This is a genomic window from Streptomyces sp. NPDC021356 (assembly GCF_040641015.1).
GTDB lineage: Bacteria > Actinomycetota > Actinomycetes > Streptomycetales > Streptomycetaceae > Streptomyces.
Window position 1 is genome coordinate 1 of the sequence record NZ_JBFACU010000039.1, and the last position, 15,006, is coordinate 15,006.

General features: G+C 74.2%; 14 protein-coding genes. 12 read left to right on the forward strand and 2 right to left on the reverse strand.

From position 1 onward, the window contains the following. On the forward strand, nt 1-135 hold a 135-nt coding region (locus tag AB0G56_RS35325; RefSeq protein ID WP_360978267.1), incomplete at its 5' end, for a methionine adenosyltransferase domain-containing protein. A 282-nt stretch (nt 136-417) separates the two neighbouring features. Then, entirely contained in the window at nt 418-2,565 is a 2,148-nt protein-coding gene (locus AB0G56_RS35330) for a primosomal protein N' (RefSeq protein WP_360978104.1), read from the forward strand. A 114-nt stretch (nt 2,566-2,679) separates the two neighbouring features. Here the strand turns inward: AB0G56_RS35330 and AB0G56_RS35335 are convergent, their stop codons facing one another. Beyond that, the gene (locus AB0G56_RS35335; protein ID WP_360978107.1) at nt 2,680-3,225 is read right to left on the reverse strand and encodes a hypothetical protein; all 546 of its coding nucleotides are present in this window, start codon (nt 3,223-3,225) and stop codon (nt 2,680-2,682) included. Nucleotides 3,226-3,464: 239 nt separating this feature from the next. Between AB0G56_RS35335 and fmt the strand changes: the two genes are divergently transcribed. The 9 genes from fmt (at nt 3,465) to AB0G56_RS35380 (ending at nt 13,308) form a co-directional block, all read left to right on the forward strand. After that, a complete protein-coding gene (fmt, locus tag AB0G56_RS35340) occupies nt 3,465-4,397 on the forward strand; it encodes a methionyl-tRNA formyltransferase (RefSeq protein WP_360978110.1) in 933 nt (310 codons plus the stop codon). A 562-nt stretch (nt 4,398-4,959) separates the two neighbouring features. Then, nucleotides 4,960-6,378, forward strand: coding sequence for a transcription antitermination factor NusB (locus AB0G56_RS35345; RefSeq protein WP_360978113.1), 1,419 nt, complete (start codon nt 4,960-4,962; stop codon nt 6,376-6,378). Between the two features lie 392 nt (nt 6,379-6,770). Beyond that, a complete protein-coding gene (rpe, locus tag AB0G56_RS35350) occupies nt 6,771-7,457 on the forward strand; it encodes a ribulose-phosphate 3-epimerase (protein ID WP_360978116.1) in 687 nt (228 codons plus the stop codon). A gap of 78 nt (nt 7,458-7,535) precedes the next feature. Then, entirely contained in the window at nt 7,536-8,579 is a 1,044-nt protein-coding gene (locus tag AB0G56_RS35355; protein WP_360978119.1) for a sugar-binding domain-containing protein, read from the forward strand. A gap of 40 nt (nt 8,580-8,619) precedes the next feature. Next, nucleotides 8,620-9,087 (forward strand): ribonuclease domain-containing protein, encoded by a 468-nt coding sequence (locus tag AB0G56_RS35360; RefSeq protein WP_360978122.1) that lies wholly within the window; start codon nt 8,620-8,622, stop codon nt 9,085-9,087. Further along, nucleotides 9,084-9,413: a barstar family protein gene (locus AB0G56_RS35365; RefSeq protein ID WP_360978125.1), complete on the forward strand. Its 330-nt coding sequence runs from the start codon at nt 9,084-9,086 to the stop codon at nt 9,411-9,413. Before AB0G56_RS35360 ends, AB0G56_RS35365 begins: the two co-directional genes overlap by 4 nt. A 123-nt stretch (nt 9,414-9,536) precedes the next feature. Further along, nucleotides 9,537-10,988, forward strand: a complete 1,452-nt coding sequence (locus AB0G56_RS35370) for a GuaB1 family IMP dehydrogenase-related protein (RefSeq protein WP_360978127.1) — start codon at nt 9,537-9,539, stop codon at nt 10,986-10,988. Between the two features lie 348 nt (nt 10,989-11,336). Further along, nucleotides 11,337-12,812, forward strand: a complete 1,476-nt coding sequence (locus AB0G56_RS35375; protein WP_360978130.1) for an amino acid permease — start codon at nt 11,337-11,339, stop codon at nt 12,810-12,812. 43 nt (nt 12,813-12,855) lie between these two features. After that, nucleotides 12,856-13,308, forward strand: coding sequence for an Lrp/AsnC family transcriptional regulator (locus AB0G56_RS35380; protein WP_360978133.1), 453 nt, complete (start codon nt 12,856-12,858; stop codon nt 13,306-13,308). Nucleotides 13,309-13,317: 9 nt separating this feature from the next. Here AB0G56_RS35380 and AB0G56_RS35385 read toward each other — a convergent pair whose 3' ends face one another. Beyond that, nucleotides 13,318-13,875: a hypothetical protein gene (locus tag AB0G56_RS35385; protein ID WP_360978135.1), complete on the reverse strand. Its 558-nt coding sequence runs from the start codon at nt 13,873-13,875 to the stop codon at nt 13,318-13,320. Between the two features lie 295 nt (nt 13,876-14,170). On the opposite strand from AB0G56_RS35385, the gene AB0G56_RS35390 reads away from it, so the two are divergent. Continuing rightward, nucleotides 14,171-14,959 carry a carbon-nitrogen hydrolase family protein gene (locus AB0G56_RS35390; protein ID WP_360978138.1) on the forward strand — a complete coding sequence of 263 codons (789 nt, stop codon included), beginning with the start codon at nt 14,171-14,173 and terminating at the stop codon, nt 14,957-14,959. Nucleotides 14,960-15,006: the final 47 nt, after the last annotated feature.

Here is a 15,006-nt window from a genome sequence, read left to right on the forward strand (position 1 = left end):
ATCCGCGACCTCGACCTGCTCCGCCCGATCTACTCCCAGACCGCCGCCTACGGCCACTTCGGCCGCGAGCTGCCCGACTTCACCTGGGAGCGCACGGACCGCGTGGACGCACTGCGCCAGGCGGTGGGCTTCTAGGCCCTGCCCGACCCCGGGCACTTCGTACAGCACGCCGGCCCCAGGACCTGACCGCGGTCCGGGGGCCGGCGTCGTCGTCCGGACGGGCCCCGCCGGTTCGGCCGGACGAGGGCGTACGACGCGGAGGCACCGGGCGTGCGGAAGCTCGTGAGGTCACCGCGGCGCCGCCCCTCCCCGCGCCGTAGGGTCTACGGCGCGCTCGCGCCGCGGCCCCGGTGATCCGCGGTCGCCGGCAGGGCCGCCGCGCGTCGGTTGTCGGTGCCGTTTGGTAAGAATGCAAGCGTGAGCAGCGAGAACGGGCCGGGGGACGGCGGGGCCGAGGGGGCGCCGCCCGAGCAGCTTGCGCTCATCCGGGAGAGCGTGCGCAAGGCGAAGGCGCCCCGCGCCAAGCCCCGGACCTGGCGCGGCGCGGCGCTGGCCGAGCACCTGCCGGTCGCCCGGGTGATCGTCGACAAGGGCGTGCTCCACCTCGACCGCTCCTTCGACTACGCGGTGCCCGCCGAACTCGACGCCGACGCGCAGCCCGGCGTGCGGGTGCGGGTGCGGTTCGGAGCCGGACGGCACCGGGTGCGGGAGGGCCGGCGCGAGGGCGGCGGCCTCATCGACGGGTTCCTCGTCGAGCGGCGGGCCGAGTCCGACTACTCCGGGCCCCTGGCCGCGCTCGCCCAGGTCGTCTCCCCCGAGCCGGTCCTCGGCGAGGAGCTGCTGGCGCTGGTCCGCGCCGTCGCCGACCGCTACGCCGGGAGCGTCGCCGACGTGCTCCAGCTCGCCGTGCCGCCGCGCAACGCGCGCGCCGAACAGCGGCCGTCGCCCGCCCCGCTGCCACCGCCCGGGGCCCCGGACCCCGGTTCCTGGACCCGTTACGAGCACGGCGCGGCCTTCATCGAGTCACTGGCCGCCCGGGGCGCCCCCCGCGCGGTGTGGAACGCCCTGCCCGGACCGCGGTGGAGCGAGGAGATGGCCCGGGCCGTCGCCGCGACGCTCGCCTCCGGGCGGGGCGCGCTCGTGGTCGTCCCCGACGGCCGGATCGCCGCCCGCCTCGACGCCGCGCTCACCGCCCTCCTCGGTGCGGGACGGCACGCGCTGCTCACCGCCGACGCGGGGCCCGAGAAGCGCTACCGGCAGTGGCTCGCGGTCAGCAGAGGCTCCGTACGGGCGGTGGTCGGAACCCGCGCCGCCATGTTCGCGCCGGTCCGCGACCTCGGACTGGTCGCCCTCTGGGACGACGGGGACGACAGCCACAGCGAGCAGCACGCGCCACAGCCGCACGCGCGCGAGGTGCTGCTGCTGCGCGCCGCGCAGGACCGGTGCGCCTTCCTGCTGGGCAGCTGGAGCTGCACCGTGGAGGCGGCGCAGCTCGTCGAGTCCGGCTGGGCGCGGCCTCTGGCCGCGGCCCGCGAGCAGGTGCGGCGGGCGGCCCCGCTCGTGCGCACCGTGGGCGACGGCGACCTCGCCCGGGACGAGGCCGCGCGGGCCGCCCGGCTGCCCTCGCTCGCCTGGCAGGCGGCCAGGGAGGGCCTGCGGCACGGCCCCGTGCTGGTGCAGGTCCCGCGCCGCGGGTACGCGCCGCGGATGGCCTGTGCGCAGTGCCGGGCGCCCGCACGCTGCCGGCACTGCGCCGGTCCGCTGGAGGGGCAGGACGCGGGAGTCCTGCGCTGCGGGTGGTGCGGACGGGAGGAATCCGCCTGGCACTGTCCGGAGTGCGGGTCGTTCCGGCTGCGGGCCCAGATCGTCGGGGCGCGGCGCACCGCGGAGGAACTGGGGCGGGTCTTCCCCGCCGTGCCGGTGCGCACCTCGGGCCGCGAGCAGGTGCTCGACACGGTGCCGGACACGCCCGCCCTGGTGGTGAGCACACCAGGCGCCGAGCCGGTCGCCGACGGCGGCTACGCGGCGGCCCTCCTGCTGGACGGCTGGGCCATGCTGGGCCGGCCCGACCTGCGGGCCGGCGAGGACGCCCTGCGCCGCTGGATCGGCGCGGCGGCCCTGACGCGGCCGCAGGAGGCGGGCGGCACGGTGGTCGTCGTGGCCGAGCCGACGCTGCGGCCCGTGCAGGCACTGGTGCGCTGGGACCCCGTGGGACACGCGCTGCGGGAGCTGTCCGAGCGGGCCGAACTGGGCTTCCCGCCGGTGTCGCGGATGGCGGCCGTGACGGGTCCCGTGGAGGCGGTCGCGGACTTCCTGCGTGGCGTCGAACTGCCGGACCGGGCCGAGATCCTCGGCCCCGTGCCCGTACCGGTCACCCCGGCCGGACGCCCCCGGCGGCCCGGCGCGCCGCCGCCCGGCGAGCAGTGGGAGAGGGCGCTGGTGCGCGTACCTCCCGGCAGCGGGTCCGCCCTCGCCACGGCCCTGAAGGCCGCCCAGGCGGCACGGACGGCCCGGGGGAGCGGCGAGGCCGTGTGGGTGCGGATCGACCCGCCGGACATCGGGTGACGACATCGGGTGACGGGCGGAGGCCACCGCCGCCGCTTCCGGCCCCGTGCGCTGTGAGGCCCTGCCGGCTGCGGGGCCGGCAGGGCGCGATCGGGGGGTGACGGTGTCGGCGCGTCAGCCGTTGCGCGGGCCGGGGAAGGCCGTGGGCCTGACGTCCTCGCGCAGCGACGGGCTGCCGGCGGTCGGCTGGGTCGGCATGGAGCGGGCCGCCGGCACCGTGGGAACCGCCGTGATGCCGGTGCCCACGTTGACCGGGTGGGAGCCGGGCGTCTCCGGCGCACGCTCGGCCTCGGCTGCAGCAGCCTGCGCGGCGGCGCGGCGCGCGCCGTAACGCCGGTGCACCGCCTGCTTGGTGACGCCGAGCGCCGAACCCACGGCGTCCCACGAGAAACCGAGCGAGCGGTCGAAGTCGACGGCGGCCGTGACCAGGGTCTCGACGCTGTCCCGCAGCTCCTGCGCGAGACGGACCGTCGGGGCGGGCGCCCGTCCGTAGACGACGAAGCCCGTGGAGGGGCCGGAGCGGCGTGGGCGGTAGACGTTGCCCAACTGGGCGGTGAGCGTGCGCAGCGCGTCCACCTGGCGGCGGACCCGCTCGATGTCCCGCACCAGCAAGTGAAGGCTGGCCCGGGCCTGGGCGTCGTGGGTTGCGTGGTCGGCCATGAACAAGCCTCTCGAACCGGCGTTGAAAGGAACGGGCCGTACGAGCGGCCCCTTTTGGTCAACTCTCACTTGACCAACGCGTTTTCGGCCCGCTGGTCACGCTGTGGGGGCGTAAGGGCATATGCGTACGCCCCCGCGCGTCGGGCGTGCGCTGCGTTCCTCGCCTTCGGCGGTTCCCCTTCGTGGCCATAGACTTGTGGGCCGCGTACCCACCCCGACCGAGAGGCCCGCACCCGCTCATGAAGCTCGTCTTCGCCGGTACCCCCGAGGTCGCCGTTCCCGCCCTGGACGCCCTGCTCGCCTCCGGGCGGCACGAGGTCGCGGCCGTCGTCACCCGCCCCGACGCACCGGCCGGGCGCGGACGCAGGCTGATCGCGAGCCCGGTCGCCGAGCGCGCGGAGGAGGCCGGGATCGAGGTGCTCAAGCCCGCCCGGCCGCGCGAGCCCGAGTTCCAGGAGCGGCTCAAGGAGATCGCCCCGGACTGCTGCCCCGTCGTCGCCTACGGCGCCCTGCTGCCCAGGACCGCCCTGGACATCCCCGCGCACGGCTGGGTCAACCTGCACTTCTCCCTGCTGCCCGCCTGGCGCGGCGCCGCGCCGGTGCAGCACAGCATCATGGCGGGTGACGAGATCACCGGTGCCTCCACGTTCCTCATCGAGGAGGGACTGGACTCCGGCCCGGTCTACGGCACCGTCACGGAGGCGATCCGCCCCACCGACACCAGCGGTGACCTGCTCACCCGGCTCGCCCTCGCCGGCGCGGGACTGCTCGCCGCGACCATGGACGGCATCGAGGACGGCACCCTGAAGGCCGTGCCGCAGCGGGCGGAGGGCGTGACCCTCGCCCCCAAGATCACCGTCGAGGACGCCCGGATCGACTGGGCGGCCCCCGCCCTGCGCGTCGACCGCGTGGTGCGCGGCTGCACGCCGGCGCCGGGAGCCTGGACCACGTTCCGCGGCGAACGCCTCAAGCTGATCCAGGCCGCCCCCGTGCCGCAGCGCACCGACCTCGCGCCGGGAACCCTGGCCGTCGGCAAGAACAGCGTCCACGCGGGCACGGGCTCGTACGCGGTCGAACTGCTCTGGGTGCAGGCCCAGGGCAAGAAGCCGATGCGGGCGGCGGACTGGGCACGCGGCGCGCGCATCACGGAGGGCGAGACGCTCGGGGGCTGAAGGGCTGCGCCCCGCGCGGCGCCCGGCGCCGCCCACGAGCGGCGCCGGGTGCGCCGGGCCGCCGTACGGGCATGCGGGCCCACGGCCGGCCGGGAGCGGCAGTTCGGTGCCGACCGGGGCCGTGGCACGGCCGGCGGTCGCCCGGGGCGTGCTGGTTCGGCGTGAAGTGCGGGGGAGCGCTGGGGTGCCGTCGCGGGGCGGACCTGGAGCCGGTCGGGGACCCGGCGGTCCGCGGAGGTGACGCGCCGGGGGGTCGGCAGGGTCGTGCCGCGTGCTCTTGGTGCTGGGGGTCGGCGGGGCTGTGCCGCGTGTTCTTGCTGCTGGGGGTCGGCAGGCCTGTGCCGCGTGCTCTTGCTGCTGGGGGTCGGCAGGCCCCTGCCGCGTGCTCTTGCCGCCGGGTGGTCCGCAGGCCCGTGCCGTGCCCTCTTGCCGCCGGGCGCCGGTCGGGCGCCGCCTCGCGGGCCGTAGGCTGGGGGCACAGCGCACCGGGCCCGCGCACCCGCGTCCGGCCCCGCCCAGCGCGTCCGTGCGCGGCGCCCCCAGACATCCGGAGCACCTTTTCGTGAGCGACACCCCCCGTCGGCCCCGCAAGCCTGCCAAGCCCTACCGCCGGCCCCAGAAGGACCCCGTCCGCATCCTCGCCTTCGACGCGCTGCGCGCCGTGGACGAACGGGACGCGTACGCGAACCTCGTCCTGCCGCCGCTGCTGCGCAAGGCCAGGGAGAAGGGCGACTTCGACGGGCGGGACGCGGCGCTCGCCACCGAGCTGGTCTACGGGACGCTGCGCCGGCAGGGGACGTACGACGCGATCATCGCCGCCTGCGTGGACCGGCCGCTGCGGGAGGTGGACCCGCCCGTCCTCGACGTCCTCGGCCTCGGCGCCCACCAGCTGCTCGGCACCCGCATCCCGAGCCACGCCGCCGTCTCCGCCACGGTCGAGCTGGCCCGGGTGGTGCTCGGCGACGGGCGGGCCAAGTTCGTCAACGCGGTGCTGCGCAAGGTCGCCCAGCACGACCTCGACGCCTGGCTGGAGAAGGTCGCCCCGCCCTACGACGAGGACCCCGAGGACCACCTCGCCGTCGTCCACTCCCATCCGCGCTGGGTCGTCTCCGCCCTGTGGGACTCGCTCGGCGGCGGACGCGCGGGCATCGAGGACCTCCTGGACGCCGACAACGAGCGGCCCGAGGTGACCCTGGTGGCCCGGCCCGGCCGGGCCACCACGCAGGAACTGCTGCGCGAGGAGGCGGCGGTGCCGGGCCGCTGGTCCCCGTACGCCGTGCGGCTCACCGAGGGCGGCGAGCCGGGCGCTGTGGACGCGGTGCGCGAAGGACGCGCGGGCGTGCAGGACGAGGGCAGTCAGCTCGTCGCCCTCGCCCTGGCGAACGCGCCCGTCGACGGCCCGGACACGAAGTGGCTGGACGGTTGCGCCGGGCCCGGCGGCAAGGCGGCCCTGCTCGCCGCCCTCGCCGCCGAGCGCGGGGCGGTGCTGCTCGCCTCGGAGAAGCAGCCGCACCGGGCCGGACTGGTGGCCAAGGCGCTCGCCGGGAACCCGGGCCCGTACCAGGTCGTCGCCGCCGACGGGACGCGTCCCGCCTGGCGGCCCGGCAGCTTCGACCGCGTCCTCGTGGACGTGCCGTGCACCGGCCTCGGCGCCCTGCGCCGCCGTCCCGAGGCACGGTGGCGGCGCCGCCCCGAGGACCTGGACGGCTTCGCGCCCCTCCAGCGCGGCCTGCTCCGCACGGCGCTGGAGTCGGTCCGCGTCGGCGGTGTCGTCGGCTACGCCACCTGCTCCCCGCACCTCGCCGAGACCCGGGCGGTCGTCGCCGATCTGCTCAAGCAGTTCCCGCAGGCGGAACTGATTGACGCGAGGCCGCTGCTCCCCGGCGTCCCCGCCCTGGGCGAGGGCCCCGACCTCCAGTTGTGGCCGCACCTGCACGGCACGGACGCGATGTACCTGGCCCTGATCCGCAGAACCGCCTGAACCCCGCCGGGGGCGGCTCCCCCAGGGGCGCGGGGAACTGCGCGCTGAGCCCTCACTGTCCCGCGGACAACGCACGACCCCGCAGCCCCCGCCGCAGCCGACCGCACCGGCCGGGACCCCGGTGGGGGCGGCTCCCCCAGGGGCGCGGGGAACTGCGCGCTGAGCCCCCACCGTCCCGCGGACAACGCACGACCCCGCAGCCCCCCGCCGCAGCCGACCGCACCGGCCGGGACCCCGGCGGGGGCAGCTCCCCCAGGGGCGCGGGGAACCGCGCGCCGAGCCCCCACCGTCCCGCGGACGACACACGCGCTCAGCCCCACCGCCCGCGGGCAACGCACAACCCCCAGGGACCGCCGTTACAGCCCAGCGCCGCGGCATGGCAGGCTTGGGGCATGGCCGTGCAGATCAACCCCAGCATCCTGTCCGCCGACTTCGCGCGCCTCGCCGAGGAGGCGAAGGCGGTCGAAGGGGCCGACTGGCTCCACGTCGACGTGATGGACAACCACTTCGTCCCCAACCTCACGCTCGGGGTGCCGGTCGTGGAGTCCCTGGCGCGGGCGGCGGACACCCCGCTGGACTGCCACCTGATGATCGAGGACCCCGACCGGTGGGCGCCGCAGTACGTGGAGGCGGGCGCCTCCTCGGTCACCTTCCACGTGGAGGCCGCCGCCGCTCCCGTACGGCTGGCCCGCGAGATCCGCGCCAAGGGCGCCAGGGCGTCGATGGCGCTCAAGCCCGCCACGCCCGTCGAACCGTACGAGGACCTGCTCCCCGAGCTGGACATGCTCCTGATCATGACGGTGGAACCGGGCTTCGGCGGGCAGGCGTTCCTCGACATCATGCTGCCCAAGATCCGCCGCACCAGGGAGCTGATCGGCAAGCACGGCCTGCAGCTGTGGCTCCAGGTGGACGGCGGTGTGTCGGCCTCGACGATCGAGCGGTGCGCGGACGCCGGAGCCGACGTCTTCGTCGCCGGATCCGCGGTCTACGGCGCCGAGGACCCGGCCGAAGCGGTCCGTGCCCTGCGCACACAGGCCGAGAAGGCCACCTCCCAGGCGTCCTGGGCGTGCAACCACTGAGCATCAGGAACATGAACGGCTCTCATCAGGGCTGATCAACAGCGCCGGATCTGCAAGGATGAACGGCGAATCCAGAGTGTGAACAGCAGTGAGGAGATCGCCGTGTCGGGTATGTCGGCGGGCCGGTCAGCAGTGCGGATGGGACCCGCTGAGCTGGTGCAGGCGGCGGCCATGGCCCGCCGCTTCTACCTCGAGGGCAAGTCCAAGATCCAGATCGCCGAGGAGTTCGGCGTCAGCCGGTTCAAGGTGGCCAGGGTCCTGGAGACCGCTCTCGAACGGGATCTCGTGCGCATCGAGATCCGTGTGCCGGCCGAACTGGACGCCGAGCGCTCCGACGCGCTCCGCGCCCGCTACGGCCTCAGGCACGCCGTCGTGGTCGAGTCCCCGGCCGAGGCCGAGGAGACGCCCGACCCGGAGAACCTCGGGGAGGTCGCGGCCGACCTGCTCGGCGAACTGGTCGACGAGGGCGACGTCCTCGGTCTGGCCTGGGGCCGCTCCACCATCCACATGGCGGCGGCCCTCGACCGGCTGCCCCCGTGCACGGTGGTGCAGCTGACCGGCGTGTACGACGCCGGTACGTCCGAGCGCGGCTCGGTGGAGGCCGTGCGCCGCGCCGCCCAGGTCTCCGGCGGCGACGCGCACCCGATCTACGCGCCGATGCTGCTGCCGGACGCGGCCACCGCGGCGGCGCTGCGCAACCAGACCGGGATCGCCCGGGCCTTCGAGTACTTCGACAAGGTCACCGTCGCCTGCGTGTCCATCGGTTCCTGGGAGCCGGGCATCTCCACGGTGCACGACATGCTCAGCGACGAGGAGCGCGCCCACTACGCCTCGCTCGGTGTCGCCGCCGAGATGGCCGCGCACCTCTTCGACGCCGAGGGCCGCCGGATCGGCCGCGACCTGGGGGAGCGGTGCATCACGGTCAAGGCCGACCAGCTCCGCCGTATCCCCGAGGTCGTCGCCATCGCGGGCGGCCAGCGCAAGGCCGCCGCGATCGACGCGGTGCTGCGCTCGGGGCTGGTCACCAGCCTGGTCACGGACACCTCGGCCGCCGACTACCTGATGACGGCCGGGCCGGCCCCCAGGCCCGCCCTGAACCGGGCGGACCCGGACGGGGTCTGACAGCGGGCCGCCGGGGAACGGCCGTGGGAGCATCGTCGGCATGCTGGTGCGGTCCGTCCCCCGTGCGTGCGCGGGTCTCCTCGTCTGTCTCGCCGTCCTGCTGGCGGGGTGTTCGACCGGGGGCTCCGCCTCGGGCGGTGCCACCAGGGGGAGCGCGACGCCCGCTCCCGCCCGGTCCTCCGCGTCGGGTCCGGCTGCGGCCGGCGCCGCCACGCCCTCCTGGGCACGTGGCACGGCCACCGTCCGGGAGTCCCGGCTGCCGGCCGAGGCCCGGCACACCCTCGCCCTCATCGACCGGGGCGGCCCCTTCCCGTATCCCCAGGACGGCGTCGTCTTCGGCAACGTCGAGAAGCGGCTGCCGAGACACGTGCGGGGCTACTACCACGAGTACACGGTCAGGACCCCGGGATCGCGCGACCGCGGCGCCCGGCGCCTCGTCACCGGGCAGGGCGGGGAGATCTACTACACCGACGACCACTACGACTCGTTCCGGGCGGTGCTGAGATGAGCGAAGACCTGGCCGGCCGGCTCGTGGTCGCGCTGGACCTCGACGGGGTCACGGACAAGGCGGGCCTGATGGACCGGGTGGCGCGGGCCCTCGCGCTGCCCGGCTGGTTCGGCCGCAACTGGGACGCGCTGGCCGATTCCCTCGCCGACCCCTCGGTGTGGCCGAAAGAGGCGGCCGGGCGCGGGCTGCTGCTCGTCGTCCGGGGCTGGCGCGCGTACGCAGCGGGCCGTCCCGAGGAGTGGCGCATCGCCGAGGACGTGTTCGCCCAGGCGGCGGACCGCACCCCCGCGCTGGCCGTCGCCCTGGACCTCGGAGGTTCCTCCTAAGACCCCGCTGACCAGCCTGGATGTTGCGACAGGACATGACCGGCCATCCGGCATGGGACAATGAAGTACGTGCTCTTTCCCCCTGGCTGACCTGTCCGGGGGCCACCTCTGATCGACTGGGATGTGCAGCACGTGCGTTTCCTCAACGACATCCAGCCCGCGTACGACCTGACGTACGACGACGTCTTCATGGTGCCGAGCCGCAGCGCGGTCGGCTCGCGACAGGGCGTGGACCTCAGCTCCCCGGACGGCACGGGCACCACCATCCCGCTCGTCGTCGCCAACATGACCGCGATCGCCGGCCGCCGCATGGCCGAGACCGTGGCCCGTCGCGGCGGTCTGGTGGTCATACCGCAGGACATCCCGATCGAGGTCGTCACCGAGGTGATCTCCTGGGTCAAGGGCCGCCACCACGTCCTGGACACCCCGATCGTGCTGGCCCCGCACCAGACGGTCGCCGACGCCCTCGCGCTGCTGCCCAAGCGCGCGCACAACGCCGGTGTGGTCGTCGACGAGGACCACCGGCCCGTCGGTGTGGTCACCGACCAGGATCTGACCGGCGTGGACCGCTTCACCCAGCTCGAAGTCGTCATGAGCCGGGACCTGGTGCTCCTGGACGCGGACATCGACCCGCGCGAGGCCTTCAACCGGCTCGACGCCGCCAACCGCCGCTACGCGCCCGCCGTGGACGCGGACGGCCGCCTCGTCGGCATCCTGACCCGCAAGGGCGCCCTGCGCGCCACGCTCTACACCCCCGCCGCCGACGCGCACGGCAGGCTCCGCATCGCCGCCGCCGTCGGCATCAACGGCGACGTGGCGGGCAAGGCGAAGCAGCTCCTCGACGCCGGTGTCGACACCCTCGTCATCGACACGGCGCACGGCCACCAGGAGTCGATGATCAGCGCGATCAAGCTGGTCCGCGACCTCGACCCGCAGGTCCCGATCGTGGCGGGCAACATCGTCTCCGCCGAGGGCGTCAAGGACCTGATCGACGCGGGCGCCGACATCATCAAGGTCGGCGTGGGTCCCGGCGCCATGTGCACCACCCGGATGATGACCGGTGTCGGCCGGCCGCAGTTCTCCGCCGTGCTGGAGTGCGCGGCCGAGGCCAGGAAGTACGGCAAGCACGTGTGGGCCGACGGTGGCGTCCGTCACCCCCGCGACGTGGCCATGGCCCTCGCGGCCGGCGCCTCCAACGTGATGGTCGGCTCCTGGTTCGCGGGCACGTACGAGTCGCCGGGCGACCTCCAGCAGGACGCGAACGGCCGCCTCTACAAGGAGTCCTTCGGCATGGCCTCCGCCCGCGCGGTGCGCAACCGCACCTCGGAGGAGTCGTCCTACGACCGGGCCCGCAAGGGGCTGTTCGAGGAGGGCATCTCCACGTCCCGGATGTTCCTCGACCCGACCCGCCCGGGCGTCGAGGACCTGATCGACTCGATCATCGCGGGTGTCCGTTCCTCCTGCACCTACGCCGGCGCCAACTCCCTGGAGGAGTTCGCCGACAAGGCGATCGTCGGCATCCAGAGCGCGGCCGGCTACGCCGAGGGCAAGCCGCTGCACGCCAGCTGGAACTGACCGCCGCCCCCGCCGGCCGAGGCCGGGCGGACCCCTCTCCCCGACGGCCCCCGCCGTCCCGCTCACGGGACGCCGGGGGCCGTCGGCGTCCCGTGGCACACCGGGACACTCCCGCCCGTCCCGCGCGCAACGGTCCAAAGCACCCGCGCAACGAACACCCGCGCAAGCCCCCGGAACGCAACGATCTTGCAGGTAGACGCAAGGTTGCTGCATTACGCTTGTGAAGCGCAGCCTCGTAGGGTCTGCGCTGTACATGGCGTGGCAGGGACCCCGCTCGGTGGGTCCCCACGGGACGTGGTGCCACCGGTCCCCGCCGCTCGAAGAAATCGCAGCGACAAGGAGCCGCGCGTGCTCGACCAAGGCGCACCGCCGAACCGCACCCTCACCGTCCCTTCGTCCGTCGGTGCGCGCCTGATGCGTCGCAAGCCGGTGGAACGCCTGGTCGCTGAGGGTGGCCAGGGAGAGGGAGGCAGCCTCAGGCGGTCCCTGGGACTCTGGCAGCTCACCATGATCAGCATCGGTGCCACCCTGGGCACCGGCATCTTCGTGGTCCTCGGCGAGGCCGTCCCCAAGGCCGGCCCGGCCGTCACGATCTCCTTCGTGATCGCCGGTCTGACGGCCCTCTTCTCCGCCCTGTCCTACGCGGAGCTGGCCGGCACCATCCCGGTCTCCGGATCCTCGTACTCGTACGCATACGCAACGATGGGCGAGCTGATCGCCTGGGTCTGCGGATGGTGCCTGATCCTGGAGTACGGCGTGTCGGTGGCCGCCGTCGCCGTCGGCTGGGGCGAGTACCTCAACGAGCTGCTCAAGGGCACGATCGGCGTGACCATACCGGCGGCCCTGTCGGCCCCGCCCGGTGACGGCGGTGTCTTCAACCTGCCCGCGCTGATCGTCGTCCTGCTGGCGATGACCTTCCTGCTCGGCGGCGCCAAGGAGTCCGCGCGCGCCAACACGATCATGGTCTGCGTGAAGATCGCCGCCCTGGTGCTGTTCTGCGCGATCGGCGTCCAGGGCTTCCGCTCCGGCAACTACTCCCACTTCATGCCGCTCGGCATGGGCGGCGTGAGCGCGGCCGGCGCGACGCTCTTCTTCTCGTACATCGGCTTCGACGCCGCCTCCACGGCCGGTGAGGAGGCCAAGAACGCCCAGCGCGACCTGCCCCGCGCGATCATGCTCTCCCTGGTGATCGTCACCGCGCTGTACGTCCTGGTCGCCGCCGTCGCCGTGGGTGCCAAGCCCTGGCGGCAGTTCAACGACTCGGAGGCGGCGCTCGCCCAGATCATGCGCGAGGTCACCGGCCAGAGCTTCTGGGGGACCCTGCTGGCCTTCTGCGCGGTCATCGCCATCGCCAGCGTCGTGCTGACCGTGCTCTACGGCCAGACCCGCATCCTGTTCGCGATGTCCCGCGACGGCCTGGTGCCCAAGGCGTTCTCCCGCGTCCACCCGAAGTCGGGCGCCCCCCGGGTGAACACGGTCATCGTGTCCCTCTTCTGCGGTGTGCTGGCCGCCGCCATCCCGCTGGGACAGCTCGCGGACGCCACCAGCATCGGCACTCTCTTCGCCTTCGCCCTGGTCAACGTGGCCGTCGTGATGCTGCGCCGGACCCGCCCGGCCATGCACCGCACCTTCCGGGTGCCGCTGTCCCCGGTGCTGCCCGCGATCGGCTTCGTGCTGTGCGTGTGGATGATGGGCAGCCTGTCCACGGTCACCTGGGTGGTCTTCGGAATCTGGATGGCCGTCGGGCTCGTGTTCTACTTCGTGTACGGCTACCGCCGTTCCCGTCTGGCGGCTCCGGAGAGCCCCGCCACGGCAGCCCACTAGCCCCTCAGAGCCGGCCCGAGCCCGAAGAAGTGACCCACACCCCGTGCTGAACGATCTCGACGAACACATCGTGCACGCCCTCGCCGAGGACGCCCGCCGCTCCTACGCGGACATCGGGCAGCTGATCGGCCTCTCCGCGCCCGCCGTCAAACGGCGCGTGGACCGGCTGCGCGCCACCGGCGCCATCACCGGCTTCACCGTCCGCGTCGACCCCGCGGCGCTCGGCTGGCAGACCGAGGGCTACGTGGAGATCTACTGCCGGAGCAACACCTCGCCGGAGACCATCCAGCGCGGCCTGGAGCGCTACCAGGAGGTCGTGGCCGCGTCCACCGTCACCGGTGACGCGGACGCGATCGCCCAGGTCTTCGCCGCCGACATGCGGCACTTCGAGCGGGTCCTGGAACGCATCGCGGGCGAGCCGTTCGTGGAGCGGACCAAGTCGGTCCTGGTCCTGTCACCCCTCCTGCGCCGCTTCTCCTCCGGCTCGCCCACCTGACCCCGGCGCCTACTTCGTGGGATACACCGGGTGCCAGGGCAGCACCCGGAAGTCGCCGCTGCCCTTCTTGACGAACTCGAACGGTGCCCCGCCCAGGCACCGGGGCACGGTGAGCGTCTCGGTGTCCGGGCTCTCCCAGGTGTAGCCGAGCCGGTCGTGGGCGCCGTCGTCGGTGACCGTGATGCCGACCCGGTGCCCCTTGAACGGGGTGTCCGAGTCGGTCACCACACCCGTCATCACGGCCGTCCTCCCGCCCGTCGTCAGGCAGTCGACCCTGCCCCTGGCCCAGCCGCCCCTGCCGTGCAGATAGTGGCTGAACGAGAACGTGCCGTACGCCTTCGCCGGGTCCATGTTGTCCTTCGCCGCCAGATGCGCGTCGATGCTGAACGTGATGTCGTCGCCGAGCGGCCGGTACAGCTTGGCCGTGCCGGTCAGGGCTGCCGCCTCGCGCTGCGGCCGTGGGCCGTGGGCGCCCTCGGCCGTGGCGCCGGCCGAGCCCGCCGCGGCCACGGCCAGCGCCGCCGCCGTCGCCGTCGCCACCAGAATCCGCATGCGTCCCATGGCCATGGGAAACCCCCTGTGTCGTCGTGCCACCCGGCCCGTCCAGGTGTGCTCACCCTCCCGTGACCGGGCCCGCACCGCGTCCGCCCGCGGTCGGCACCCGTCTCCGCCGGGCGGGGGAGAGGACCAGGCACGTACTGCGACCACGGCATCACCCCGGGGCGCAACGATTCGCCGATCAGCCGCTTCCGGACGCAACGGATCGTCCACACGTGCGCAACGGCTCCCGCTTGTTCCGCGCAACCCTGCGCCCGTACCGTCTAACCGACCCAGAACCCCCGTTGACCGGCAAGGATCCCGCATGCGCACCGCCCTGCTCCAGAGCTCCGGCCGCCCCGGCTCCGTCGCGGACAACCTCAAGGTCCTCGACGCCGCCGCGGAGCGCGCCGCCGCGGCCGGGGCGCGGCTGCTGGTGACGCCGGAGCTGTTCCTGACCGGGTACGCGATCGGCGACGGCATCGGCCGCCTCGCCGAGCCCGCCGACGGCGACTTCGCGGACGCCGTCGCCGACCTCGCCGGCCGGCACGGCCTCGCGGTCGGCTACGGCTACCCGGAGCGGGACGGCGGGGCCGTGTTCAACTCCGCGCAGCTGATCTCAGCCGACGGCACCCGACTGGCGAACTACCGCAAGACCCACCTCTTCGGCTGCTTCGAGCGCGACCACTTCACGCCGGGCGAGCAGCCCGTCGTCCAGGCCGAGCTGGACGGTCTGACCGTCGGCATGATGATCTGCTACGACGTCGAGTTCCCGGAGAACGTCCGCGCCCACGCCCTCGCCGGCACCGACCTCCTCCTCGTGCCGACCGCGCAGATGCACCCGTACCAGTTCGTCGCCGAGTCGGTCGTGCCGGTGCGCGCCTTCGAGAACCAGATGTACGTCGCCTACGTCAACCGGGTCGGCCCGGAGGGCGAGTTCGAGTTCGTCGGCCTCTCGGCCCTGGCCGGCCCCGACGGGGTCACCCGCACCCGCGCGGGCCGCGACGAGGAACTCCTCCTCGCGGACGTCGACCCGGCCTTCCTCGCCCGCTCCCGCGAGGCCAACCCGTACCTGCTCGACCGCCGCCCCGGTCTCTACGGGTCTCTCGGCTGAGGCCGGCCGAGGCACATCCCCGCACCCCGAACCCCCCGAAGCTTTCC